Raw genomic sequence first — 25,880 nt, forward strand, 5'->3', positions numbered from 1 at the left:
CTTATGGATGGATCTTGGTTTGATGAAAGTGTAAAGCCACTTTTGAAGGGGTTTTCTCTAGAGTACTCATCATTTGCTGATGGGGATTTTGGTGACCTTGAAAGGATAGAGTTGGAAGGTTTTAACAAGCTAGGTACTGTTGAATTCTGGTCTAAAGGTTGGGTGGGTATAGATATATATGACTGTGCCCTTGATGATCAGGTTATGAATGTGTTGCTCTCTCCAGAAGAGGGAGAATCTGTTTCTCAGGAGTTTGATAGGTTTATAAAGATATTGACGCAGGATAGTTGATGGTGCAAAAGGCGCAGGTGAGGTTGCCTCTATAGGCGGAAAGACTTGTGTTTATAGCTGTGTTGTTGATGGCGTGACTCGTTATGTCGGGATAACCGACGACATAGTTAAGCGCGGTCAAGCTCACCTTAGAGAAAAAGGCATCACGATTGACAGAATAGAGGGTTTACAGAACCTTTCACGTGCTGACGCACGGGCAGTCGAGCAAACACTGATCGATTACCACGGCCTTGGTAAAGATGGCGGAACATTAATCAATAAAATCAACTCTATATCGTCTGTCAAAAACCCGACTAAGTATGAGCAGGGTTTAATTCGCGGCGCCGAGCTGCTGAAAAAAGCTGGATATGAAGGATTTTAAATGGTTAAGAAGGTAAAGCTGGGCGACATTTTGCAGGTGTTAACCTCGCAGGGTGTCGCATATGCGCAAGTTACTCATAAGCATCCGGAGTTTGGTTTTTTAATACGTGTTTTCCCCGGATTTCATAATGAACAGCCAAAAGATCTTTCGGTTGTTGTTGATGGTGAACCACAATTTTCCGCATTTTTTGTTGTTCAAAGTGCGGTGAATCAAGGCCTTCTAACCGTTGTGGCAAATGTTCCGGTTCCCGAAAGGTTGCAAGTGTTTCCTACGTTCCGTTCCAGGAATGGCGGGCCGGGAGGCTCTATTTGGCTGTGGAATGGAAGCGAAGCACTTCGGCTGGAGAGAGAGATTAGCTCGGAAGAGCTGAAGCATTCCACAAGAGGAATTATCAGTGCGCCATTGCTTGTTGAGCGTATTGAAAAGAATTACAGAGCGGAGACCCATGAGGTTTGGTGAATTGTAGAATTTTCAACTTGATCTGACTCTTTCGACACCGGCCTTGCGCCGGTGTTTTTGCATTCTTTCTGCAGTCAAGTTGCATCCCTTTTGCACCCGCCCTCACGACCTTAGGCCTATTTGGTCAATACGCCCTTATTGAGAACGATTTTTCGTTTCTTAACAGGAGAAAAATCTCAATATTCAACACGCACCTGTTGCGAGGTGAGTGTTTTCCATATGCATGGATATAAGGGAGCGGATCCATTTTCAAATGTGGGAACCAAGGAAAGTCTGCGCAAAGTTAAAGGGCAAAGTTAAAGGGGAGGTACTCCTTTAACTCTTCAACCTCTCCACACCGGGCGATTCCGGCAGCGGCGGGTTCTCGGTTTCGAGCCACCAGGCCGGCGCTGGCAGCATTGCCGCCGTCGACCAGGTCGCGGGTGTCGCAAGCGTCAAGGGTGTTGGGGGCGTAGCAGGTGTCCGCGGCGTTAACGGTGTCACAGGCGCAGCAAGCGTCACAGGAGTCTCCGGAAATCCAGGCTCCCCAGGCGTTAACCCCATTCCCGGCATCAGCCTCATCAGTGGCGCAAACCCCACCGGCATCAGCCCGGGCCAGCCCGCAAGCGCGCAAACCGTCGCCCGAGTTCAGGGCCTGCCCTCCACCGCAGCCACGGCCCGCACCGGCAAATACCTGATCGAAACCAACCCGGTGCTCACCGACCTCAAGCAGTTCATGAGCTCGGATTACCTGCTCGCCGGCCTCGGCTACAACCCCGACGAAAGCGCCAAACGTCTGGGCGACGGCCTCTACGAACAGCGTCTGGTGCAACAAGCCGTCACCTCGCGCACCGGCCAGGCATTCATTGATGGACAGACCTCCAACGAGGATCAGTTCAAGTACCTGATGAACAACGCCATCGCCAGTAAGGACCAACTCAACCTGTCCGTCGGTGTGTCGCTGACGTCCCAGCAAGTGGCCGCACTGACCCACGACATCGTCTGGCTCGAAGAGCGCGAAGTGAATGGCGAAAACGTGCTGGTGCCTGTGCTGTATCTGGCCCAAGCCGATGGACGTCTTGCCCCGAACGGCGCACTGATCGCCGGTAAGGACGTGACCCTCATTGCCGGCCAGAACCTCGACAATGTCGGCACGCTTAAAGCCACCAACAACCTGTCCGCCACCGCTGGCAATGACCTGGTCAACAGCGGCCTGATCTCAGCCGGCAACCGCCTGGACCTGCTCGCGGGCAACGACGTCATCAACAAAGCGGGCGGCATCATCGCCGGTCGCGACGTCACCGTGACCGCCATCGGCGGCGATGTCACCAACGAGCGCAGCGTGACCTCGCTCGACAGCGACGTGCGGGGCCAACTGCATAAGGAATACGCCGACAACGCCGCCCGCATCGAAGCTGCCAACGACCTGAGCGTTTCGGCTGGCCGCGACATCAACAACATCGGCAGCACCTTGCAAGCCGGTCGCGACATGACGTTGAACGCCGGGCGAGACGTCAACACCGCCGCAACCCAACTGACTGACAGCCTCGTGCTGAACAGCAAACACACCAGCAGCGACATCACCCAGATCGGCTCGACCGTCACGGCAGGCCGCGACCTGTCGGTTCAGGCCGGGCGAGACATCAACGCCATCGCCAGCCAGATCGACGCCAAACGCGACATCGCCATGGCCGCGACCGAAGACGTCACCATCAGCTCGGCGGCGGACGAAGAGCATTCGTACAGCAAGAGCAAAAAGGTCAAAAAGCAGGAAGACCACGTCAGCCAGGTTCAGACCGAAATCACGGCGGGTGGGAGTGTTGCCGTCAGCGCCGGGCAAAACCTGGCCGTGACCTCCAGCCGCATCGCCGCCAACGACGAAGCGTACCTGGCAGCAGGCAACAAACTCGAAGTCCTCGCTGCACAGGACAACGACTACTCGCTGTACGACATGAAGAAAAAAGGCTCCTTCGGCGCCAAGAAAACCAAGCACGACGAAGTGACCGATGTGAAAAACATCGGCAGCGAAATCACCGCTGGCGGCAACCTGGTGTTGGTGAGTGGCGGCGATCAGCAGTATCAGGTCGCGAAGCTCAACAGCGGTAAAGACCTGACGATTAACAGCGGCGGGGCGATCAACTTTGAGGGCGTTAAAGACCTGCATCAGGAGAGCCACGAGAAGAGCAACACCAGCCTTGCGTGGAACTCCATGTCCGGTAAGGGCAAGACCGATGAGACGCTGCGCCAGAGTGAGCTGATCGCTAAAGGCGCTGTGGCAATCAACGCGGTGGATGGCCTGCATATTGAGGTCAAGCAGGTTAATCAGCAGACGGTTAGCCAAGCGATTGATGCGATGGTTAAGGCTGATCCTGATCTGGCTTGGTTGAAGGATGCGGAAAAGCGCGGGGACGTTGACTGGAAGCTGATCAAGGAAACCCACGACGCCTACAAATACAGCAACTCGAGCCTGGGCCAGGGCGCGATGCTGGCGATCATCATTATCGTGACTGCCCTGACCGCTGGCGTTGCAAGTGGTGCAGTAGGCGCAATGGCGAGCGCTCAGGCCGGTACGACAATGGCCGCAGCCACTGCGGCGACGGCAACTGCGAGCGCAACTACTGCAGGCCTGGGGAACATGATAGCCACTGCGGCTTTGACGTCGATGGCTAGCAGCGCAGCCGTGAGCGTCATTAACAACAAAGGCAACCTCGGGGCGACGGTAAAAGACATTACGTCCTCCCAGTCAATAAAGGGATATCTCACCTCTGCGGCAATGGCCGGCGTTATGCCTGGCTATGACCCTGCTTCGCTGGGCTTCAACCTCAGCAGCGCTCAAATCGTCTTGATGAAGTCAGCGTCTGATGCGTTCGTTAATACCGTGATCAATGGGGGCAGCTACTCAGACAATCTCGGTAATGCGCTGGTAGGTCAGGCTAGCAATATTGGTATGGCCATCGGCTTCAAGATGGTCGGCGACTGGGCGTTGGGCAAGTACGACGAAGGCAGCCCTCAAAAAGTAATGGCGCACGCGCTGGTGGGCGGGTTGCTCGCCGAAGCCACCGGCGGGGACTTCAAAACAGGAGCCGCTGCTGCTGGTGCTAATGAGGCACTGATCAATGTACTGAGCAGCATGGTGGGAGGTGACAAACAACTCGAAGTGATGGCCTCGAAGCTGACAGGGCTCGTGGCTGCAGCGGCAGTGGGTGGCGACGTCGCCAAAGGCGCTGAGATTGCACAGTACGCGACGACCTATAACCGTCAACTGCACACGTTTGAGCAAAAGGCACTGGTCGCAGAAGCTCAGAAGCTAGATCAGCAGGGCAAAAGCAACTCAGGGATGCCCTGGCAAACCTTGCTTAACTTCTACGCGAGTGCGGAAGTCGATGCGACCGACGCCGCGCGTTTGAAAGCCATTCTCGGCACAGCTAGCGACACTAATCCAGAGAAGCTCAATCTGCTGGACGATTTGAAGACTGTCGGCGCGTCGATATCCCGTCTTCAAAGTGAAAAAATAGCGCTTACATGGGCCGATGGAACGCCGATTATCGCCGACGGGGACAAGGTCTACGCGTTCTCGTCGACCTCAAAGCAATATGCAGATTCGGCACTGTTCAGTCCGAGCGCTAGCGGTTATTCAGGCGATGGTGCTGCGGCGATTCCCACCGACTGGGTGAAACAATTCGGGCCTGGCACCGCACTCCAGTATCAGAATGAAATCGGCTCTTTGAGCGGCGTGAACATTGGGGCGCAAGGGCAATACCAGCAACTGAGTACCCTGTTGGGAGGGGGCATAGTCCCTCTGATAGATGGCGATCTTGTGCTGGGGATGCTGGGCGGCGTCGGTGCGAAAGGCATGCTGGCCCTCCTCGCGGAGAAACGTGCGGCCAGCGTGGCGGCGAGCTCCAAGGTTTCGACCGGCACTCCTGTGTGGACCACCTCCGAAGGTCCTTATAGTGGACAGCTAACTGGGAATTATCCTTCACCAACTGCTACCGTTAGCGGGCAAGTTGTAGATGGCGTTGGTGACCTTGGCGGTGCTTTGGGTGCAAAAGGCTCTGGAGGTGCAATTGACGCTGGCTTTGATACTGCTAACCTGCAGAGTAAATTGCAGGGGTATCTCCTTGATGCAGGGCACCCTCAGAACCAAACCAAAGCCACTTGGTTTCAGCAGGCTCTTGGTTTTGACCAAAATAATTGGGAGGGATTGGCGTCGCAGATTCAATTTAATGAAGCGAAGGCCGTGGTGACAAAAGTAACTCAATATGGTCAGACGTTTGAGCAGAAAATCCCTATTGTCGGGACTAATGGGAGAACTATTGACGTACCTTTCGTATTTTTGAAAGATGGCTCAGGTATTGTTCGCCTTGTAACAGGAATTCCGGCCAAAAAATGAATATATTTCGCGAGAACGATGTAGTTCTTCTCCGGGAAGGAGTAGAAGCCAGAATAATTACTGGAGATGATATCTTTATACCCGAAGGGGAAGAGGGCACAGTTGTTATTGTGCATGGTAGTGCTGACCAGCCTTCGGCCTATGAAGTTGAGTTTTTTATTCCCGAGCAAAACGATTTTGCTCTAGCTACGGTGGATGCATGTTTAGTATGTAAAATCTAGCGATAAAAGGGGGCAGCCCCTTTTCATTGAACGTCAGTAGCGAGCTAACTTCTGGCGGTGACATGGTTTTGGTGAACGGGGGCAACCAGCATTACCAGGCCGCGAAGATCAGCGATAAAAAAGGGACGGACCCCTTAATCTTCCTAACGCCATCGCCAGCCAGATCGACGCCAAACGCGATATCGCGATGGCCGCGACCGAAGACGTCACCATCAGCTCGGCGGCGGACGAAGAGCACTCGTATAGCAAGAGCAAAAAGGTTACGACGCAGGAAGATCAAGTCAGCCAGGTCCGGACCGAGATTACCGCTGGCGGGAGTGTTGCCGTCAGCGCCGGGCAAAACCTGGCCGTGACCTCCAGCCGCATCGCCGCCAACGACGAAGCCTATCTGGCCGCAGGCAACAAACTCGAAGTCCTCGCTGCGCAGGACAACGATTACTCGCTGTACGACATGAAGAAAAAAGGCTCCTTCGGCGCCAAGAAAACCAAGCAAGACGAAGTGACCGATGTGAAAAACATCGGCAGCGAAATCACCGCTGGCGGCAACCTGGTGTTGGTGAGTGGCGGCGATCAGCAGTATCAGGTCGCGAAGCTCAACAGCGGTAAAGACCTGACGATCAACAGCGGCGGGGCGATCAACTTTGAGGGCGTTAAAGACCTGCATCAGGAGAGTCATGAGAAGAGCAATACCAGCCTTGCGTGGAACTCCATGTCCGGTAAGGGCAAGACCGACGAGACGTTGCGCCAGAGTGAGCTGATCGCCAAAGGCAATCTAGTTGTAAATGCTGTTGATGGTCTGCACATCGACGTTAAACAGGTGAACCAGCAGACGGTGAGCCAGGCGATTGATGCGATGGTCAAGGCTGATCCTGATCTGGCTTGGTTGAAGGATGCGGAAAAGCGGGGGGATGTTGACTGGAACTTGGTTAAAGAGGCGCATGAGTCCTTCAAGTACAACAATTCGGGCCTAGGTGCTGGGGCGCAACTGGCTATCGCAATCTTGGTCACCTACCTGACTTGGGGAGCGGGCAGTACCTTGGTCGGAGCCGCTGCGAATTCAGCTGCCGGAGCAGCGGCCAACTCGGTAGTCGCAGCAGTAGCTACCAAGGCAGCCACCAGTACTGTCAACAATCGTGGCGATTTGGGGGCTGTTGCTAAAGATGTCACTTCCAGCGATAGCCTCAAAGGTTATGTCATCGCGGGTGTAAGCGGTGGGATCGGCAATGCCAGTATCGGTTTGCAGCTGGCTGTGAACTCAGCGCTGAAAACCGTTCTTCAGGGCGGCAAGTTCAAGGACAACTTGGCTGAAGCGGCTGTGATGATGGCCGCTAACGTGCTCAGTGGCTATATCTACCAGAACGTCGGCGATGCCCTGAATGGCAGCGGTTTGGCGACAAAGGTCGCGGTACATGCCATCGTCGGCGGGCTGATAGGCGAAGCTGCTGGCGGCGATTTCCGCACCTCGGCGTTGGCGGCCGGCGCCAATGAGGCGCTGGTTGAAAAGTTCGGTAGCGAGATCTTCCCAGGAGATGCTCACGAGCGTTTGCTCACGATGACGTCACAGTTGGTCGGGATGACCGTAGCGGCAGCGGCAGGTGGAAGTGCCAAGGATCAGGAGAAAGCTGGCTGGGTGACACAGCAGGCAACTGCTTACAACTATCTGGCGCACGACGAGGTTGATGCCCTTTCCAAGGAGCTGGTGGGTTGCCGTGCCAACCCCGACCCCGGAGCGTGTCGTGGCCAAGTGCAGGATAAATACCAAGTCCTGACCGATAGCAAAACAGGTGCTCGGTTGTATGACTGCAAAGGGGAAGGAGAAAGCGCATGTAACGCTCAATACAGTGCGGCGAAAGACGGTTCTGCGAAACTAGATTCGCTGATTGACTCTTTCGCGTTGAATGCCGACGAAAAGGAAGTACTCGCTCACTTCCAAGACATCAACCATAACGACGAGAGACTGGCTGATCATGCGTGGTTGCAGGCATTCTGGGGTGAGTCCGGAATCGCTGATGTTGTGCTTGGGGGACGCGTGGGTGTCGCTGCCGCAGAGAGGGCCGCAGCGGGAAAAACGGCTGGAAAGGGGGCCCTTGACGCAGGCGCTGATGCAGGTGGGGCAAAAGGGTTCGGGGACAAACAAGCGGCCAAGCCGGCATCGCAAGCAGATGGAGACTTTGGTTATTTAAACCAGCCAGGCCCAAGCAAACCAGCTGCTTTTGTGGATGCTCAGACCTCTGCTAAAGGGTTTATTAACAATGGTAGGATAAGCGCCGCTGATTTAGAGAGATTAGTGCCGCCGGGAACACCGAATACTTTCAAGTCGTCAGCTACCATTACTGATGGCAGTAAATTTCAGTACGAATGGAATGGTCAAAACGTGGAGATAAAATGGCATGCTCCGGATGCGAACGCAGCTACGAAGTTTCCTGGTTCTAATGCTGGGTCGGGCTGGACTGCTCAAATAAAAATAGGAAGTAAACTGCTAGGTCAGGATGGCGTGTTGTATAGAAAACCCTCTAATGCGACGCACATACCGGTAGATATTTTGAATATGAAAAGCTTTACTTATTACGCTTCACTGCCAGACTCGATGACGGTCGATGAGGTTGAGGCTGAATTCAAAGAACTGTTGAGTGGGCTGGAAAGCCAAACAGTTAATAGTGCTTGTTTTGTTAAGCCAATAATGGAACTAAGTGAAAGACAGTGGCATACCTATAGTGTCTTAAGTTTCTGTGTCAGGGCGCGGATTGAAGACTATCTGCTATCTGTCTGGGATGGTAATGATTTAGAGATGGTTGAAAATTTCATTGGTATCATGGTTAGGTTGGGGCTCGAGCGAATCAATATTTTTCTAAGGTCTTTCGAGGAGAAAGATGTGCCGTCAGAAGTTTTTAATGAGATTTCACTTGCTCTTTCGGAGTTAGGTGGCTCGGTGTCGGATCCATATAGCGGTATGCGTTAAAGCTTCAGACAATGTTTTGCGTTTTTTTCGGATAAAAGGGGACGATAAGATGTTGAAAATGATGACATGGGCTCTATGCCGGCCGCCGCCTGAATTACTTTCAGCTAGGTCGGGGGTGACCTACAGTCAGATAAAAAATGCTCTTAGTGTACTGTTCGCGAAATAAGTTACCCATGACCTGAAAGCTAAGCTATTGATAAGATTTATTTTTCTGTCAGTCAATAGCTGGTTTTTTCGAAAACAGCACATTAGCTTTCTTGGTTCTGACAAATTTGTGGAGTGCGTTTTTTATCGTGTTGTGTCTCATGGTGTATTTATTGATAAGAGCTTAGAAAGCTCTTTGGCTGTTTATCATTTTCGCTTGCATGACATTATTTATGATGAGTTGCCTTACGCGATACTGTGGAAGCTTTTAGTGTGAGATTTAATGATGCATAAAAGGGGACGGACCCCTTAAGCCTTCCGATTCTTATGCGAATCTTGGAAATGGGCATGTTGTTGTCTACGGTCCTGAGGGGCGCGCACTATACGATGTATCTAGCTCTCGGATTAAGGTGGTCGAATGGAACCAAGCTCCGAATGGAACATATTTCCCAAAGAAGGGAAGTGATACGAAAGTTTTTGAGGGAAATGTTCTGCAGTCGGTTCTTGAAAGTTTGGGGTTGAAATGATGAAAGTTTTTCAGGGTAATATTTCTAAAGAGTCGTTGAGTCTGTTTGTTTCGGATATTGGCTCTGGAGAGTTTTTTTCATATGCAGGGAATTTGGTTTCATTAGAACAAGCAATTTCTGTTCTGGGTTTGCTCTCTCCTGATTTTATTGAGGTCAATGGTCACATTTTCTGGCTGCCTAACGCTCAGCAATACGATCCGCAAAGATTTCATTTGAGCGGGCTGGTTGAGGACGAATCTAGTGTGTTGGAGCCAAGTACATCGCGTAGAAACGTTGAACGATACAGGAATATTTTTTCAATAAATCAGTTTTTTTCAAAGTGGGAGGATGCACCGGGTCGACCCATATTTAAAGTGGGCCTGTCGGAAGAAGATTATCGTCTTTGTCATTTATTTGCTGAGCAGATTACCAGATATTGGAAACGCGCATTATCCGACGCCTTTCCAGAGAAGGTGTTTCAGTTTGAAATTGCTGACGATCTTCTAGATGAATATGGCGTCTGCCTGACATTTTGGCAGTCGTAGTTTAAACATCGCACAGGATGTGTTCGCGCATTAAAGCCACTGCCAGAGGCTTAATGGATAAAAGGGGACGGACCCTTTTTGCCCAGATAAGCGGACGTTTCAAACTTGATGGTGGGCCAGTCAATGAAACGGTGAATAGAGCGGATAACCAAGGGAACATTACCAGCTATGCTGTGTATGATTCGGCGGGAATGATTGTTAAGAGAGTTGAGGTTACTGGAGCCGCGCATGCGAATGTGCAAACACCGCATGTAATTGAGTACGGTAGAAATAAATTGCCGGACGGGACGATTAGAGTTCAATCGCCCTCGACAAAATTAGCACCAAGGCCGGCTAAATCTGACGAGATTTCATAATGAAAGTTAACACAATTCATCCCATGATCGGCTTGGTTCGTTATGGCTCTTGGAAGTCCGAGTGGGCGAAAAAAGACGAGATTGATGAACTTTGCTATATAAGTAATAAGTGCAGCCCTAAAAAAGAAAAAAGGGGACGGACCCCTTAATCTCCCCGTCCCGGTGCTAGCGGTTATTCAGGCGATGGAGCTGCGGCGATCCCCTCCGATTGCGATAAATGGGGATGGACCCCTTATATCTACGACACTTCGAAAAATAGTTGCGCCCTGCGATAGGCTTGTCACGAGTCTGTGATAAAAATTCATTTTCTATAACTGTACAAAGAATGCACGTGCCGGTCTAACAGACAGGCATGTCGCTGCTGCACGCGAAGTAACAGAGTCGATATCAGCTCGCGTGAACTCTCTAAGCGGGGCAGCGACAAGGTAGATAAATTACCAAGCCCTCAGCCTTTAGGATTAGGAAGGCCGGCCGATTTGTTACGTGGGCAATCAAACCCTTAGGGAAACTCTGAAAAAGACTTCCAAATCTGGTGAAATACGCCAGTCCCAAGCACTGAACGGTTGAGTCCCGATGAAGCAGATGTCCTTCGCTGACGCCGAATACGCTGGCAAACGCAAACAAACCCGCCGTGAACGCTTCCTGATCGAGATGGATCAGGTCGTGCCCTGGAATGGCTTGGTCAAACTGATCGAGCCGCACTATCCAACGGGAGAAGGTGGTCGTCCGGCATACCCGTTGATGGCGATGTTGCGGGTTCATCTGATGCAGAACTGGTTCGGTTATAGCGACCCAGCTATGGAAGAATCGCTGTACGAAACTACGATTCTGCGCCAGTTTGCCGGGCTGCATCTGGATCGGATTCCAGACGAAACCACGATCCTCAACTTCCGCAGATTGCTCGAAAAACATGAGCTGGCCGGTGGGATTTTGCAGGTCATCAATGGCTATTTGGGCGACCGTGGTTTGTTGTTGCGCCAAGGCACCGTGGTCGATGCGACGATCATTCATGCGCCGAGTTCGACCAAGAACAAGGACGGCAAACGCGACCCTGAAATGCATCAAACCAAGAAGGGAAATCAATACTATTTCGGGATGAAATCGCACATCGGTGTCGATGCCGAATCCGGTTTGGTGCATAGCGTAGTGGGCACTGCGGCGAATGTGGCGGACGTAACCCAGGTCGATCAGTTACTGCACGGAGAAGAAACTTACGTCTCTGGCGATGCCGGTTACACCGGCGTCGAAAAGCGCCCCGAGCATCAAGATCGCCAAATGATCTGGTCGATTGCTGCGCGGCCCAGCAGCTATAAAAAGCATGCAAAGAAGAGTCTGATCGGGCGCATGCGTCGCAAAATCGAATACGCGAAAGCTCAACTGCGCGCCAAGGTTGAGCATCCGTTTCGAGTAATCAAGCGCCAGTTTGGTTATACGAAAGTACGCTTCCGAGGCCTGCTGAAAAACACTGCGCAGCAGACCACGCTGTTTGCTCTGTCGAACCTGTGGATGATGCGAAAACGATTACTCAATGCAGGAGAGGTACGCCTTTAATGCGGAAAATGAGTGCTGAAAAGCGCTTGTACGCAGAAAAAAGCGGGGATTGAGAGAGCAAAAGGTCTAATTTTCGATTGAGTCGACATTTTTTGAGCCTCAAGCAACGGGGCTGTTAAAAACGCGTGCCTACTTCAGACCTTCCTTAGGGCAGCGAGCTCAAAAACCAAACCCCTCGCCGCGATCTCAGATGAGATGTCAACTAAACCAACAGGATGTCAACCAATGCGTCTGCTCCACAAACTAGTAACCCTGGCTCTCTTCACACTCATCATCACCGGCTGCACCAATCAGAAATTCAAACCTGAATACCGCTCCCAAATCCACACCGTCAAAATCCTCCCAGTCGTCTGGTCCACCAAGGACATCACCTACATGGGCCGAGAGCAGGCATGGGGTGCGGCGCTGGGCGCAGGGGCGGGCGTGGCGGTGGGGGCGGCGACGAACGCCTCTCACCTGGCAACTGCCGCAATGAGCGGCGCAGGTTTTGCGGCGGGGTATAAAGCTGGCGACTTGGCGTCGATGTCGACGGTTGACGCGATCATCTACAACCTCAACACCGCCAACATCGACCTTGGCAGCATGGTTAAGCAGCGATTCGAAGAGCAGTTGTCCCAGACCGGGCGGTTCAAGATGGTTGGCGAGCATGACCCGGCGGACGCGGAGGTTCTTCTGACCGTCAACAACTGGGGCTTTGCGTTGACCCAGGGGTTTAGCAGCGTCGTTTATCCGACAATCACTGTCACCGGCAGCATGAGGCGTGGCGACCAGTTGATCTGGCAGCGAACTGAATACATCTCAGCATTCAATGGCGGCAACACGTTTGGCTATGAGCCTAAACGTTACCGCACGGAGCCTGAGCTCTTGCGCACTGCTCTGGATGGCATCTCGAAAATCGTTGATGAAGCCATAGTGAAGGACCTGAATCTTTAATAGTGTGGGTAAGCGGCAAGTTCTGATGAGTGACGTCCGAAAGGAACCCAAACTGCCGCCACCCCAGCTCCTTTGTAGGCAATTTCCCAGCACCAACGTTTAGCTTTCACGCAATTCCTTCAGAACCGCCCGGCAGAGATTTCCTTCGCGGCGCTTCATCCTTTCGCTCCTTGTTCAGCTGCGTGCGGCGCTGGGCAAAAATCTCAATAAGAAGAGTGCGGAGTGGGTGATGAAGGGTAGGAAAACGCTGTTGTGGCTGGGCTTGGCTGCGCTTGGCACCGAAGCATTGGCCGAGGCGCAGACGACCCGCGAGGAGCAGTTTCAACTGGGGGCGGTCAGGGCAAGCGTGGGTGTCGGCTTACTCAACGGGCAGGCGCAGGAGAGGGTGTATGACCCGTACAGTGGACAGAAGATCAGCCAACTGAACTGGCGCATGAAGCAGGTGCCGACGCTGCACCTGGGTTTGAGCTACCAGCCGGTGAACTGGCTGTCCCTTGATCTGACCGGCTGGACGCGGGTGGCGAAGGGCGACGCTCATATGAAGGATTACGATTGGCTGGACGGTGAGCATGCGGACTGGAGTGACTACTCCGATCACCCGGACACGCAAGTCACCAAAGCCTGGCAGGCGGATATCGCGGCGACGGCCTGGGCGCTAAAGCGTGATCATCTGGCCTTGGGCGTGATGCTCGGTTATCAGCGAAACCAGTTTGGCTGGCACGCGAGAGGAGGTCGATACATCTATTCATCGGACGAAGGCTTCCGCGATGAGTCTGGAGAATTCCCGGCGGGCGAGAAGGGCATTTCCTATCAGCAGACCTACGACACGCCTTACCTGGGTCTGGTGGGCCTCTACCATTTCCGCAACTGGACGCTGGAGGGCAAGTTCAAATACAGCCAGTGGGTCCGGGCGCGAGATCATGATCGCCATCATTTGACCGGCGTGAACTATGAAGGCGAAAACGGTAACAACGGGCGTATGCAGAGCCTGGGTGTAGCGCTGACGTATCAGGTCAACCCGCAATTTTCACTGAAGGCCGGGGTGGATCATCAGGTGTACGCGGAGACCAAGGGCAGCACCTTGATAAACGATACCCAAAGCGGTGATCGTTTCCGTGTGGAGGGCAACGCCAGCAGCCAGTCCGCCAGGACGACGATGTCCACTTTGGCGCTTACGTACGCCTTCTGAGCCGTGCTGCGAACCGTGCTGGCGCCGAACTGCCCGGCACGGTTTGCGACTGAATTGACAGTCCACGGCCCAGCTACGCTACACGCCGTGGATGCGCTCGATAACTCCCAGTGATAACGCGCCAATCAGCGCCCCGTTGCTTAACAAAAGATAACGTCATGTCGATTGTCATACGTTTCCAAAGCTGACTAGGATGGGGTCGCTTCGGTGAGGCCACCGCGTGTGCAGGCTAGAGCGCCTGCGCTGTCAAAATGGCCTCCTGAAGAACCTAATAAAAATAAAGGAAGGGGTAGCTCCATGCGTGAGCCCGTCATTCGGCGCACTCGGTTTGCGGTCATTCGGGGCCATTTCAGTGCCCGGACGCTTTTCAAGAGCCTGCCTCTCCACGCTGCTCTGTCTCTGTTTATCTCCCCGATCTTCTGCGGCGCCGCCCTGGCCGCTGACACCACGTCCGCCGTGGCACCCGTCGACAAACCTGCCAACGCTGGCGATTCCGCCGTCTACGCCCTCGAATCCGCCAAAGCCTCCCGCAGCCTGCTGCTGGACGTGACCCATGCCGGCAAGCGCATGGTGGCGGTGGGGGATCGCGGCCACATTCTCTATTCCGACGACCAGGGCAAAACCTGGACCCAGGCCAAAGTGCCGACGCGCCAGATGCTCACGGCGGTGTATTTCGTCGATGAGCAACACGGCTGGGCCGTAGGGCACGATGCGCAGATCCTTGCCAGCAGCGATGCCGGCGCCACCTGGACCAAGCAGTTCGAAGACCTCAAACGTGAAGCACCGCTGCTGGATGTCTGGTTCAAGGACCTGACCACCGGGATTGCCGTGGGTGCCTATGGCGCTGTGCTGGAAACCACCGACGGCGGCCAGCACTGGGAAGACATCGGCGACCGTCTGGACAACGAAGACCAGTTCCACCTCAACGGCATTGCGTACGTGAAGGACGCGGGCCTTCTTGTGGTCGGCGAGCAGGGCAGCATGTTCCGCTCCCCGGACGATGGCCAGACCTGGGAGAAACTCGAAGGCCCTTACCAGGGCTCGCTCTTCGGTGCGCTCGGCACTGCGGAGTCCAACACGCTGCTGGTTTACGGCCTGCGCGGCAACTTGTTTCGTTCAACCGATTTCGGCACCACCTGGGAGCCCGTCCCGCTGCAGGGTGAGCGCGGCCCCCTGGAATTCAGCATCGCCAACGCCTCGCTGATGCCGGACAACGCCATCGTGCTGGTGGGCAACGGCGGCAGCGTCATGCGCAGTACAGACGATGGCCAAAGCTTCACGGTCGCAAATCGCCCCGACCGGCTTTCGTTGTCCGGCGTTGCTGAAGACGATAAAGGCAATCTGGTTCTGGTGGGACAGGGCGGCGTTCGCGTCACCTCGCCGACGGGCGCTGACAGCGCTCAACAATAAGAACAAGCAGGCGAGGACACGTTTCCATGAGCAACCTTCAACACCATCACGACAAGCCGACGCGTCTGGAGCAGTTGATTTTCAATAACCGCAAGACGGTGATCGGCATCTGCCTGCTGGTCAGTATCTTTCTGTTCTGGCAAGCGACGCTGGTGCGCCCGTCCACCAGCTTCGAAAAAATGATCCCGCTGGGTCATCCGTTCGTTCAGAACATGATGGAGCACCGCAACGACCTCGCGAACCTGGGCAACACCGTGCGTATCTCGGTGGAGGCCAAGCAGGGCGATATCTTCTCCAAGGAGTACATGGAGACCCTGCGGCAGATCAACGATGAGGTGTTCTACATTTCCGGTGTCGATCGCTCCGGGCTCAAGTCGTTGTGGAGCCCCAGCGTGCGCTGGACCGAGGTCACGGAGGAGGGCTTCGCCGGCGGCGAGGTGATTCCGCAGAGCTACGATGGCTCGCAGGAAAGCCTCGACAAACTGCGCAACAACGTCCTCAAGTCCGGGCAGGTCGGGCGTCTGGTGTCCAACAACTTCAAGTCGAGCATCGTCGATGTGCCGCTGCAGGAGTTCTACCCGGACCCCAGCGACCAGAGCAAACTGCGGCCGCTGGATTACCGTCAGTTCTCCCACCAGCTTGAAGAGAAGATTCGCGACAAGTACGAGGCGCAGAACCCCAACGTCGAGATTCACATCGTCGGTTTCGCCAAGAAGGTCGGCGACCTGATCGACGGCCTGATCATGGTGGTGATGTTCTTTGGCATCGCCTTCCTGATCACCCTGGTCCTGCTGATGTGGTTCACCCGCTGCGCCCGCAGCACCATCGCGGTGTTGAGCACCACGTTGATCGCCGTGATCTGGCAGCTGGGCCTGATGCATGTGGTGGGTTTCGGGCTTGATCCCTACTCGATGCTGGTGCCGTTTCTGATCTTCGCCATTGGCATTTCCCACGGCGTGCAGAAGATCAACGGCATCGCCCTGCAATCCAGTGACGCCGACAGCGCGCTTACGGCAGCACGCCGTACCTTCCGCCAGTTGTTCCTGCCGGGGATGATCGCGATTCTGGCGGACGCCGTCGGCTTCATCACGCTGCTGATCATCGACATTGGCGTGATCCGCGAGCTGGCCATCGGCGCCTCCATCGGCGTGGCGGTGATCGTCTTCACCAACCTGATCCTCCTGCCGGTGGCGATTTCTTACGCTGGCATCAGCAAAAAAGCGGTGGTGCGCAGTAAAGAGGATGCCGTGCGCGAGCACCCGTTCTGGCGTCTGCTGTCGAACTTCGCCGCGCCGAAAGTCGCTCGCGTGTCAGTGACGTTGGCCCTTGTCGCGCTGGTCGGCGGCCTCTGGTACGGCCATAACCTGAAGATCGGCGACCTCGACCAGGGCGCGCCGGAACTGCGGCCAGACTCACGCTACAACCAGGACAACAGTTTTATCATTAACAATTACTCGACCAGTTCCGACGTGCTGGTGGTGATGGTCAAGACGCCGCCAGAAGGGTGTTCGGCGTACCAGACGCTGTCGGCAATGAACGAGCTGTCGTGGAAGATGGAAAACACGCCGGGGGTTCAATCGGCGATTTCGCTGGTGACCGTGTCCAAGCAGGTCATCAAGGGAATGAACGAGGGCAACCTGAAATGGGAGTCGCTGTCGCGCAACAAGGACGTGCTCAACAGCTCCATTTCCCGCGCTGACGGTTTGTACAACAACACCTGCTCGCTGGCGCCGTTGCTGATTTTCCTCAACGACCACAAGGCCGAAACCCTGGATCGGGCCGTGCATGCGGTGCAGGAGTTCGCTCAGCAGAACAACAAGGATGGCCTGGAGTTTCTGCTCGCAGCGGGTAACGCCGGGATCGAGGCGGCCACCAACGAGGTCATCAAACAGGCCGAGCTGACCATTCTGATTCTGGTGTACGTGTGCGTGGCGGTGATGTGCATGATTACCTTCCGTTCATGGGCGGCGACGCTGTGCATCGTGCTGCCGCTGGTGCTGACGTCGGTGCTGGGTAACGCGCTGATGGCGTTCATGGGCATCGGTGTGAAAGTCGCAACGCTGCCGGTGGTGGCGCTCGGGGTGGGGATCGGGGTCGATTACGGGATTTACATTTACAGCCGGCTGGAGAGTTTCCTGCGGGCGGGGCTGCCGTTGCAGGAAGCGTATTACCAGACGCTGAAATCCACGGGCAAAGCGGTGCTGTTCACCGGCCTGTGCCTGGCGATCGGGGTGTGCACCTGGATCTTCTCGGCCATTAAATTCCAGGCCGACATGGGCCTGATGCTGACCTTCATGCTGCTGTGGAACATGTTCGGCGCCCTGTGGCTGTTGCCGGCGCTGGCGCGGTTCCTGATCAAACCGGAGAAGATGGCGGGCAAGGTCGGGAATTCGCTGTTTTCCCATTAACCACACGCGGTGTCGTCGTAGGACCGGCTTCAGCCGGGAAGAGGCCGGTATGGTCAACCCAAAATTTTGCAGTGTGACCACCGACGCGTTCCCGGCTAAAGCCAGTCCTACATCCGGGTTCACACCCAATCCCTTACCGCACGCGGTCCGCTAGTGGCCCCAATCTAATTGACCGCACGCGGTGCCCAGTGGGACCGGCTTCAGCCGGGAAGAGGCCGGTGTTGTCACCGCAAAATTTGCGGTGTGGGGACCGACGCTTTCCCGGCTAAAGCCGGTCCTACATCCGGGTTCACACCCAATCCCATTGACCGCACGTGGTCCGCTAGTGGCCCCAATCTAATTGACCACACGCGGAGCCCTCGTAGGACCGGCTTCAGCCGGGAAGAGGCCGGCATGGTCAACCCAAAATTTTGCAGTGTGAGCACCGACGCTTTCCCGGCTAAAGCCGGTCCCACATTCGAGTACGCCGGAAGTTCACTGGATGCATGCAATACCCCGGTGGGACCGGCTTCAGCCGGGAAGAGGCCGGTTTGACCGCCATCAATTTGGCGGTGTGATGACCGACGCCTTCCCGGCTAAAGCCAGTCCTACAAGAAACACGCCGTCCCACATCCGGATTCATTCAGTTATAAACAAAAAACCCACGCCCTGTCTTGCGCCCCAGATACCCCGCCGCGACCATTTCCTTGAGCAGCGGTGCAGGGCGGTATTTGCTGTCGTTGAAGCCTTCGTTGAACGCTTCGACGATCGCCAGCAAAGTATCCAGCCCGATCAGGTCAGCCAGCGCCAGCGGGCCGATGGGCTGGTTGCAGCCCAGGCGCATGCCGTCGTCGATGTCCTGAGCGGTGGCCAGACCTTCCTGCAACACCAGAATCGCTTCGTTGATCATCGGCACCAGAATCCGGTTGACCACAAAGCCCGGGCGGTTGCCGGCGGTGATCGCCGTTTTGTTCAACCGCTCGGCCAGCTTGATCGCCGCGATGTGGGTGGTGTCCGCCGTCTGCAAACCGCGAATGACCTCGATCAGGCTCATCATCGGCACCGGGTTGAAGAAGTGCAGACCGATGAATCGATCCGGATGCTCGACGCTGGCCGCCAGTTGGGTGATAGACAGCGACGAGGTGTTCGACGCAATCACGCACTCGCGGTCGACATGGCTGGCGATCTGTTTGAGCAGGCGCAGCTTCAGTTCCAGGTTCTCGGTGGCCGCTTCGATCACCAGTTGCGCGCCATTCAACTGGTCGTAGTCAGTGGTGACGCTGATGCGCCGCAGGGCCGCTTCGGCGACCTCGGCAGTCACTGTCTGTTTGGTCACCTGCCGTTCAAGGTTCTTGCGCACGGTCGCCATGCCGCGCTCCAGTGCCGTGTCGGAAATGTCCAGCAGGGTCACGTCGAACCCCGCCACCGCGCAGACCTGCGCGATGCCGTTGCCCATGGTGCCGGCGCCGATCACGGCGATGTGTTGCATGCTCATCGACAATCCCCCTTACACGCGTTCGAAGATGACAGCGATGCCCTGACCGCCACCGATGCACATGGTCACCAGCGCGTAGCGGCCCTGAATCCGGTGCAGCTCGTGAATCGCCTTGGTGGCGATGATCGCGCCCGTCGCGCCCACCGGGTGGCCGAGGGAAATGCCCGAGCCATTCGGGTTGACCTTCGCAGGATCAAAGCCTAGCTCACGGGCAACGGCGCAGGCCTGTGCGGCGAAGGCTTCGTTGGATTCGATGACGTCCAGATCCGCCACGGTCAAACCGGCACGTTCTAGCACTTTACGGCTGGCCGGGATCGGCCCCAACCCCATCATCGCCGGATCAACCCCGGCGTGGGCATAGGCCACCAGACGGGCCATCGGCTTGAGGCCGTGCGCGCGAACCATGTCGCCATTGGCCATGACCAGCGCCGCTGCACCGTCGTTGAGGCCAGACGCGTTGCCGGCCGTGACGGTGCCGTCCTTCTTGAACGCGGTTTTCATCTTCTCCAGCTGTTCAGCGGTCACGTCGCCGCGCACATGTTCATCCTGGGCGAAGGTTACGGTGCCTTTGCGCGTGGCGATTTCGATCGGCACGATCTGGCCCTCGAAACGGCCCTCGGCGATGGCGTGGGTGGCGCGCTGCTGGCTGGTCAGCGCCAGGGCGTCCTGATCGGCGCGGGTGATGCCGTACTGCTCGGCGATGTTTTCCGCAGTGATGCCCATATGAATGTTGGCGAACGGATCGTGCAGCGCGCCGAGCATGTAGTCGTACGCCTGCACATTACCCATGCGCGCACCCCAGCGGGCCTGGGGCATGATGTACGCGCCACGGCTCATGGATTCAGCGCCACCGGCCAGCACGGCCTGGGCGTCACCGAGCATCAGCGATTGTGCCGCCGACACGATGGCCTGCAAGCCAGAGCCGCACAGGCGGTTGACGTTCATGGCGGGGGTTTCTTGGGTCAGGCCGGCTTCCAGGGCGATGACGCGGGAAAGATAAGCGTCGCGGACTTCGGTGGGGATCACGTGGCCCATGACCACATGGCCGATGTGTTCCGGTGCGATCCCCGATTTGGCCAGTGCGGCGCGGCTGACCTGGGTGCCCAGTTCGATGGGTGAGACGTCCTTGAGGGAACCGCCGAATCCACCGATGGCGGTACGCAGTGCGCTGACGACGAAAACTTCGGGTGTGCTCATGGGGGCTCCTGACACGTATTGGAATTATGGGGGCGGCACCGCGGAACGGCGTTTCGGCCGGTGCTGACTGCGGGCAAGTCTAGATCGGCGTTCGGGACGGGCCTATGCCGAAACTGTCCAGATGGGCTGGCGTTCTTTACCATCAGCGCCTGATCCGTGGTGCACCATTCAAAAAGGGAAAGGCGGTCATGCGGGAAAAGGATTCAGTGTCGATCTGCTTCGTCCAGTTGATCGTCCACGGGCTGCGCGACCAGCCACTGCGTTTGCAGTCGGTTTTGCAGGCGGCGGAAATCGACATGGCGCTGCTCGACGATCCCACGGCACGGGTCTCGGCCAGCGCGTTTGCGGCCTTGTGGCTGATTCAGATCAAGGAACTGGGCGATGAATTTTTCGGCCTCGATTCCCACGGCATGCCCCTGGGCAGCTTCGCCCTGATCTGCCGGGGGCTGATTCAGGAACCCAATCTGGAGAAGGCCCTGCGCCAGTGCCTGAGCAATTTCGGCCTGTTCCTGCGCGACTTTCGCGGCAGCCTCATCGTTCGCGGCGCCCGGGCTGTGCTCGCGGTGGACACCACGACAGACGACCCGGTCCGCCAGCGCTTCGGTGAAGAGACGTTTCTGCTGCTGATGATCAGCCTGCTGTGCTGGCTTGGCGGGCGCCGCATCAGCATCGACCGCGCGCAGTTTCGCCAGCGCCGTCAGCGGCTCAGCGACGATTCGCTGTTGTGGGGTTACAACCTGAGTTTTGGCGAGCCGCGCACCGAGATCGAGTTTTCCAGCCACTACCTGCGTCTGCCGGTGGTGCAGTCGTTGCCGTCGCTCAAATCATTTTTACGCACCGCGCCGCACTGGCTGGTCATTCGCTACCGCAACCAGCGCGGCCTCGCGGCGCAGGTCTATCAGCGCTTGCGCAACAGCCATTACGGCCACTGGCCGACGCTGCTGGAGATGGCCGATGAACTGAAACTCAGCGCCACCACCTTTCGCCGCCGGCTGGAGCGCGAGGGCTGCGCGTTTCAAGGGATCAAGGACGACGTACGGCGCGGCATCGCCCAGCAGAAGCTGCGCGACACCGAACTGAGCGTGGTGGAGATCGCGTCCTTGGTGGGATTTCAGGAGCCCAGCGCGTTTCACCGGGCCTTCAAGAAATGGACGGGGGAAAGTCCGGGCGGCTATCGCAAGAAGCAAACCGCCAGCGACCCATGACGACGGACTGATGATCCGCCACCGGCCTCAGGGCAGCCACGCCCCGCGCCAGGCCTGAACCGCCGCGTCGTCGAACATCCAGTCGCGCAGCACCTGCTCGCGCAAGCCGTCGCCCAGCAGCGCCGCGCTGGACAGATCCGTCGTGTGGGCGCGAATCAGGTTGACCCAGGCGTCCAGCGTGTTCGGTACCCGGGTCACCGGCAAATCCCCGGCGTATGCGCGGACGTCGCTGCAGATCACCGGCACACCGCAGGCGCCGAGTTGCAGCAGGGTGATGTTGTTCTTGCAAGCGCCGAACAGGTTATCCACCGCAGGCAGCAGCGCCAGGTCGAGGTTCAGGTCGGCGACGGCTGTGGCGTAGTGCTCGGCGGGCGGGCGATCGTGGAATTCATGGGCATGACTGCGCAGCACGCCTTGGTCATCGCCCATGACGATCCACTCCACCTCTTCTGCCAAGGCCTCGACCACGGCCAGAATCAAATGCAAGTCCTGGGGCTGCCAGCGGTCACTGATCAGCCCGACCCTTGGCTTGCCACCCACCCCACGGCGCGAGACGAGGTTGCCCCAGACCTGCGGCGACAGGCGCGAAGGCAGCAGCCGCACGTCCGCGTGGAATTCCCCGGCGATGTCGGCGAGCACTTGAGTCGAAGCGATCACACGTTGGGCCTGATGCAGGCTCTTCTGCAGCAGGTCAACGCACTCGGCATCGAAGGCGAACGCGTCTTCGCCCGGCGTCCGGGAGCCCAGTTGCAGGTCATTGATGTCGAGCACGACGAAGGCACCCGGCAACAGCCGGGCGCGTGCGATGGTTTGCAGGTGATCGGCGTCGAGCCGTGCCTGAAACACCACGACGTTGGGCTTGAAGCGTCCCTCCTGGGGAATCGACAGCGGCTGGCTGCTGAGCATGCCGTCCATCCAACCGGCGGCTTGCAGCGTCTCGAACGGCGCAATCACCCGTTCATGGGGCGAGGCCCACAGGCCGGCGGGGTAGGCCAGCACCACCGGGTTGCGGCGCCAGGCCATCGGCCGCCAGACCAGCGGCATGTTGAGTTCGAGCTCGACCGATTGCAGGTCGAACGAAAGATTGCTGTTGAAGGCGGGATCGTTCGCCAGCGTCGGTAGCCATTTGCGGTACATCGCCAGTTGCTCGCCGACGAAGCGCTTGCGCTTGGCCTGCTGGGTGGCGGTGTCGACGTGGGTCTGGCTGACGCTGCCTTCGTGGATCAATACCGAATGGGGCGTCCAGACATTCAGGTAGCCGAGTGCGCCAACTTTCATGCACAGATCGACGTCGTTGTAGGACACGACGAAGGCCTCTTCATCCAGCCCGCCGACGGCCTCGTAGATCGAGCGGCGGACCATCAGGCACGCCGCCGTCACCGCGCTCAAATCCTGATCCACCTGCACGCGCTGCATGTAACCCTGAATGTGCGCGGGCTCACCGATGTGTTGATGACCGGCCGGGCCGTCCATGCCCAGGCGCACGCCGGCATGCTGCATCCGCCCGTTGGGGAACAGCAGCTTGGCGCCGACCACGCCGACTTCAGGGCGCAGCGCATGATTGAGCAATTCGTCCAGCCAACGGCTGTGGACAATGGCCGTGTCGTTGTTCAGCAGCACCAGGTACTCGCCCCTGGCCTGGGCCGCGGCGACGTTATTGATGCGCGAATAGTTGAACGGGTGCGGGTAGCGCAGCACGCGCACCTGCGCCGAGCCCAGAGCGTCGATGCGCGCCAGCCATTCGAGGGCTTCGGGGGTTTCGCTGTTGTTGTCGACGATCAGCAGTTCGTAATTCAGGTAGCGGGTGCTGTGCAGCAGGGTTTCGACGCAGCGCTGCAGAAACGGCAGCTGATCCTTGGTCGGGACGATGATCGACACCAACGGCTGATCGGTGTGGCCGTACTGCACGTGGTAGCGGCGGGGCAGGGTGTGTTCGATGGTCGCCCGTGGGTAGCCGCGCACCTTCAGATGGCGCTGCAGTGTTTCGATTTCGCGGGGATTATCCACTGCTTCCGGCAGGTCACAGACCAGCAGGGGCTCGCTGATATGGATGATCCGCCCGGCGCCTTCACGCTCATATAAACGCAAGATCAGGTCGAACTCGGCGGCATCGGCGAAGCGCTCATCGAAGCCGCCGATGTCCAGAACCGTATGCCGTCGGAACAGCCAGTGGCCCGCCGTCAGCAGCGGGTAGCTCAGCAGGTAGTCGAGGTTAAAGTCCGGGCGCATGGCCGAACTCAGGCCGCCCCTTGGCCGCCGGTGCATTTCATCGGCGAACGCGGCGTGGGCGTCAGGTGAGTCGAGGAGCGTCAGCGCGCTGGCAGTCAGGCCGAACGGTGTGAATTGGGTACCGGCGTCGATCACGATCAGCCATTCGAAACGATTGCTTTCAACCACCTGATTCAACAGAGCGGCGGTGTTCATAGCGCCGATGGCGAGGGTGGTCAGCCGAGGGCCGACTAAGGTGGCCGGCAGCTTGGTCGCGTCCGTCAACACCACCACGTTCATCGCGGCGTGCAGGGCGCCGTGGGAAGCGAGGCTGTCGAGGCTGCGCTGAATCTTTTCCGGGGCGCTGGCAAAATCCTTGATCACCACCAGCAGCGAAGGCGCGTCGACCTCGGCCAGGTGCCGGTCGATCTGCGTCTGCTGATTGGCCGTCAGTACCCGATGACCGAGCCAGGCCTCGACCTGCTGCGGGTTCAACCGCTGCGGCAACGGCGCGGACAACTGCGCGAGCAGGTTGAAATCGGTAAACCCCCGGGACGCCGACAACGGCCGTGCGCCGACCCAGCCGTTGTCCAGCGAGGTGCTGGCCCAGCCGGTTTCACGGATCAGCCGGTGAAACGCAGGCAGATGATCACTGTCCGTGCCGACGATTTCGATGCCCTGTTCGGTCATCTGTTGCGGCGCGATGCGCGTGCCCGTCAACGTTGCCGGCAGCATGATCAGCTCGGCGTCGTGCAGCAATCTGGCGTACAGCGCCAGATTGCCCAACGGGCCGACGGATTCACCGTTGAGGGAAAACGGATCGGCGCCCAACGCCAGCAGGTCGTCACGGCGACACAGCACGCTGCTCAATTCGCCAATGAAATTGCAGGTGAATTCCCCCAGCAGCCCGACGATGTCAGGCCCGTTGAATACCGTCGGCTCACTGACACGAAAACGGGTTGCCAGATTCTCTTGCAGCGCCGCGCCCTCGGCGTTCAACCACTGGCGGTGCGCAGCCACCAGTGCGGCCTGCGGATTCACCTCTAGCGCTGCGACCATCTGCTGAATGCAGTCCGGCGCGAGAACAGCGTCACCCGCCATAAACTTGATGTACCGCCCGGACGCTTCGGCAACGGCGCGGTTAAAACAGGCGTCGGCGCCCAGTGGAGACTCGTTGCGCAGGTAGCGAATCGGCCACCGGCACGACGCCCGGTACAGGTCGGTCACGGTTTCTGCCAGACCGTCGGTGGCGTCGTCGCAGATCACGATTTCGATCGCATCGTGGGTCTGCCCGATCACGCTGCGCAACGCGGTTTCAAAAAACTCGGTGCGGCAGACAGCGATGACGACACTGACCAGTCGTTGAGAATCCATGGGGGTATCCGGTAATTGAAAAAATCTGCCATGAAAATGACGCCCACGGCATGCCGGGCTGTTGAAGCAATATCCCGGCCAAGGGTCGTCCGGCTTGCGTTCCGGAAAGGCAGGATGAGGCATTCTATGCCAGCCCAAAATGCGCCCTCGACGCGTGTCCCCGGTAGGCGCGCTTGCCGGCGAACGCGTGAGTACAGTCGATAGAAATGTGTCGGATGTACCGGCCTCTTCGCGGGCAAGCGCGCTCCTACACGGATCGTGCAAATGCCTCACTTTCGGCGTCGGATGCCGGTAACGTGGCCACAACCGCATCACGCCCGCGCCGTTTTTTTGTCTCCTGCCGATTCTGCCAACGCTCTCCGAAATCGCTGTGGCCCATAAGATCCGTGGCCTGGCGCCTGCTTTTCAGTCTTTGGTTCGGAACTTGCTTCTGCATGAACACGTATCGGCGAAGGCGTCCGGTCATGTTCTGTGGAGTGGCGAGTGATGGAAGACCAAGCAGTGGCGTTGGAAGAGCAAGTCGTCGCGCTGATCGAAGAAGCGATGGAAGCCGATGAGGGCACCGTCAAGATCGACCAGCCGCTTGACTGGGATTCGATTGCTTTAGTGACCTTCATGGCCCTGGTTGATGAACGCCTGGAGAAAACCATTTCGGCCTCGCGCCTGAACAAGTGCGTCACCGTCAGGGACGTCATTACCCTGGTCGCCGATTGAGGA

Annotated in this window: 17 protein-coding genes and 1 pseudogene; 15 read left to right on the forward strand and 3 right to left on the reverse strand. The window is 57.2% G+C overall.

Annotated features, from left to right (window positions below; all coding sequences use genetic code 11):
- Nucleotides 1–3 precede the first annotated feature (3 nt).
- The 13 genes and pseudogenes from OKW98_RS10010 (at nucleotide 4) to OKW98_RS10065 (ending at nucleotide 17,705) form a co-directional block, all read left to right on the forward strand.
- Nucleotides 4–291, forward strand: coding sequence for a hypothetical protein (locus tag OKW98_RS10010; RefSeq protein ID WP_096131192.1), 288 nt, complete (start codon nucleotides 4–6; stop codon nucleotides 289–291).
- Nucleotides 292–364: 73 nt separating this feature from the next.
- The gene (locus OKW98_RS10015) at nucleotides 365–652 is read left to right on the forward strand and encodes a hypothetical protein (RefSeq protein WP_204125681.1); all 288 of its coding nucleotides are present in this window, start codon (nucleotides 365–367) and stop codon (nucleotides 650–652) included.
- A complete protein-coding gene (locus OKW98_RS10020; RefSeq protein WP_265389005.1) occupies nucleotides 653–1,111 on the forward strand; it encodes a hypothetical protein in 459 nt (152 codons plus the stop codon). It abuts the gene before it with no gap.
- Nucleotides 1,112–1,997: 886 nt separating this feature from the next.
- Nucleotides 1,998–5,483: a DUF637 domain-containing protein gene (locus OKW98_RS10025; RefSeq protein ID WP_416148450.1), complete on the forward strand. Its 3,486-nt coding sequence runs from the start codon at nucleotides 1,998–2,000 to the stop codon at nucleotides 5,481–5,483.
- A complete protein-coding gene (locus OKW98_RS10030) occupies nucleotides 5,480–5,704 on the forward strand; it encodes a hypothetical protein (protein WP_265389008.1) in 225 nt (74 codons plus the stop codon). Before OKW98_RS10025 ends, OKW98_RS10030 begins: the two co-directional genes overlap by 4 nt.
- A 145-nt stretch (nucleotides 5,705–5,849) precedes the next feature.
- Nucleotides 5,850–8,663, forward strand: a pseudogene (locus OKW98_RS10035) (DUF637 domain-containing protein); the annotation flags it as partial.
- A 670-nt stretch (nucleotides 8,664–9,333) separates the two neighbouring features.
- Nucleotides 9,334–9,858 carry a hypothetical protein gene (locus tag OKW98_RS10040; protein ID WP_265389009.1) on the forward strand — a complete coding sequence of 175 codons (525 nt, stop codon included), beginning with the start codon at nucleotides 9,334–9,336 and terminating at the stop codon, nucleotides 9,856–9,858.
- 53 nt (nucleotides 9,859–9,911) lie between these two features.
- Nucleotides 9,912–10,214 (forward strand): polymorphic toxin type 24 domain-containing protein, encoded by a 303-nt coding sequence (locus OKW98_RS27470; protein WP_416148265.1) that lies wholly within the window; start codon nucleotides 9,912–9,914, stop codon nucleotides 10,212–10,214.
- 573 nt (nucleotides 10,215–10,787) lie between these two features.
- Nucleotides 10,788–11,765, forward strand: coding sequence for an IS5 family transposase (locus OKW98_RS10045; protein WP_265385849.1), 978 nt, complete (start codon nucleotides 10,788–10,790; stop codon nucleotides 11,763–11,765).
- A 225-nt stretch (nucleotides 11,766–11,990) separates the two neighbouring features.
- A complete protein-coding gene (locus OKW98_RS10050; RefSeq protein ID WP_265389010.1) occupies nucleotides 11,991–12,698 on the forward strand; it encodes a hypothetical protein in 708 nt (235 codons plus the stop codon).
- Nucleotides 12,699–12,927: 229 nt separating this feature from the next.
- Nucleotides 12,928–13,887, forward strand: a complete 960-nt coding sequence (locus OKW98_RS10055; RefSeq protein WP_265389011.1) for an omptin family outer membrane protease — start codon at nucleotides 12,928–12,930, stop codon at nucleotides 13,885–13,887.
- Between the two features lie 297 nt (nucleotides 13,888–14,184).
- Nucleotides 14,185–15,297 (forward strand): WD40/YVTN/BNR-like repeat-containing protein, encoded by a 1,113-nt coding sequence (locus OKW98_RS10060; RefSeq protein WP_265389012.1) that lies wholly within the window; start codon nucleotides 14,185–14,187, stop codon nucleotides 15,295–15,297.
- A gap of 26 nt (nucleotides 15,298–15,323) precedes the next feature.
- Entirely contained in the window at nucleotides 15,324–17,705 is a 2,382-nt protein-coding gene (locus OKW98_RS10065) for an efflux RND transporter permease subunit (protein WP_265389013.1), read from the forward strand.
- A gap of 622 nt (nucleotides 17,706–18,327) precedes the next feature.
- Here the strand turns inward: OKW98_RS10065 and OKW98_RS10070 are convergent.
- Nucleotides 18,328–19,179: a 3-hydroxybutyryl-CoA dehydrogenase gene (locus OKW98_RS10070; RefSeq protein ID WP_265389014.1), complete on the reverse strand. Its 852-nt coding sequence runs from the start codon at nucleotides 19,177–19,179 to the stop codon at nucleotides 18,328–18,330.
- 12 nt (nucleotides 19,180–19,191) lie between these two features.
- Complete coding sequence (locus OKW98_RS10075) at nucleotides 19,192–20,376, reverse strand: acetyl-CoA C-acyltransferase family protein (protein WP_265389015.1); 1,185 nt, start codon at nucleotides 20,374–20,376, stop codon at nucleotides 19,192–19,194.
- A 188-nt stretch (nucleotides 20,377–20,564) separates the two neighbouring features.
- On the opposite strand from OKW98_RS10075, the gene OKW98_RS10080 reads away from it, so the two are divergent.
- Nucleotides 20,565–21,581, forward strand: coding sequence for an AraC family transcriptional regulator (locus OKW98_RS10080; protein WP_265389016.1), 1,017 nt, complete (start codon nucleotides 20,565–20,567; stop codon nucleotides 21,579–21,581).
- A gap of 27 nt (nucleotides 21,582–21,608) precedes the next feature.
- On the opposite strand, the gene OKW98_RS10085 is transcribed toward OKW98_RS10080, so the two are convergent.
- The gene (locus OKW98_RS10085; RefSeq protein WP_265389017.1) at nucleotides 21,609–25,163 is read right to left on the reverse strand and encodes a glycosyltransferase family 2 protein; all 3,555 of its coding nucleotides are present in this window, start codon (nucleotides 25,161–25,163) and stop codon (nucleotides 21,609–21,611) included.
- 486 nt (nucleotides 25,164–25,649) lie between these two features.
- On the opposite strand from OKW98_RS10085, the gene OKW98_RS10090 reads away from it, so the two are divergent.
- Nucleotides 25,650–25,877 (forward strand): acyl carrier protein, encoded by a 228-nt coding sequence (locus OKW98_RS10090; protein ID WP_265389018.1) that lies wholly within the window; start codon nucleotides 25,650–25,652, stop codon nucleotides 25,875–25,877.
- The last annotated feature ends 3 nt before the right edge of the window (nucleotides 25,878–25,880 follow it).

The organism is Pseudomonas sp. KU26590, from assembly GCF_026153515.1.
Lineage (GTDB): Bacteria > Pseudomonadota > Gammaproteobacteria > Pseudomonadales > Pseudomonadaceae > Aquipseudomonas.

What these genes read in the sequence shown, in the direction of transcription:
- OKW98_RS10010 (WP_096131192.1), top strand. Translation starts at nt 4, where the DNA reads ATGGATGGATCTTGGTTTGATGAAAGTGTAAAGCCACTTTTGAAGGGG.
- OKW98_RS10020 (WP_265389005.1), top strand. Translation starts at nt 653, where the DNA reads ATGGTTAAGAAGGTAAAGCTGGGCGACATTTTGCAGGTGTTAACCTCG.
- OKW98_RS10025 (WP_416148450.1), top strand. Translation starts at nt 1,998, where the DNA reads ATGAACAACGCCATCGCCAGTAAGGACCAACTCAACCTGTCCGTCGGT.
- OKW98_RS10030 (WP_265389008.1), top strand. Translation starts at nt 5,480, where the DNA reads ATGAATATATTTCGCGAGAACGATGTAGTTCTTCTCCGGGAAGGAGTA.
- OKW98_RS10040 (WP_265389009.1), top strand. Translation starts at nt 9,334, where the DNA reads ATGAAAGTTTTTCAGGGTAATATTTCTAAAGAGTCGTTGAGTCTGTTT.
- OKW98_RS27470 (WP_416148265.1), top strand. Translation starts at nt 9,912, where the DNA reads ATGGATAAAAGGGGACGGACCCTTTTTGCCCAGATAAGCGGACGTTTC.
- OKW98_RS10045 (WP_265385849.1), top strand. Translation starts at nt 10,788, where the DNA reads ATGAAGCAGATGTCCTTCGCTGACGCCGAATACGCTGGCAAACGCAAA.
- OKW98_RS10050 (WP_265389010.1), top strand. Translation starts at nt 11,991, where the DNA reads ATGCGTCTGCTCCACAAACTAGTAACCCTGGCTCTCTTCACACTCATC.
- OKW98_RS10055 (WP_265389011.1), top strand. Translation starts at nt 12,928, where the DNA reads ATGAAGGGTAGGAAAACGCTGTTGTGGCTGGGCTTGGCTGCGCTTGGC.
- OKW98_RS10060 (WP_265389012.1), top strand. Translation starts at nt 14,185, where the DNA reads ATGCGTGAGCCCGTCATTCGGCGCACTCGGTTTGCGGTCATTCGGGGC.
- OKW98_RS10065 (WP_265389013.1), top strand. Translation starts at nt 15,324, where the DNA reads ATGAGCAACCTTCAACACCATCACGACAAGCCGACGCGTCTGGAGCAG.
- OKW98_RS10070 (WP_265389014.1), bottom strand. Translation starts at nt 19,179, where the DNA reads ATGAGCATGCAACACATCGCCGTGATCGGCGCCGGCACCATGGGCAAC.
- OKW98_RS10075 (WP_265389015.1), bottom strand. Translation starts at nt 20,376, where the DNA reads ATGAGCACACCCGAAGTTTTCGTCGTCAGCGCACTGCGTACCGCCATC.
- OKW98_RS10080 (WP_265389016.1), top strand. Translation starts at nt 20,565, where the DNA reads ATGCGGGAAAAGGATTCAGTGTCGATCTGCTTCGTCCAGTTGATCGTC.
- OKW98_RS10085 (WP_265389017.1), bottom strand. Translation starts at nt 25,163, where the DNA reads ATGGATTCTCAACGACTGGTCAGTGTCGTCATCGCTGTCTGCCGCACC.
- OKW98_RS10090 (WP_265389018.1), top strand. Translation starts at nt 25,650, where the DNA reads ATGGAAGACCAAGCAGTGGCGTTGGAAGAGCAAGTCGTCGCGCTGATC.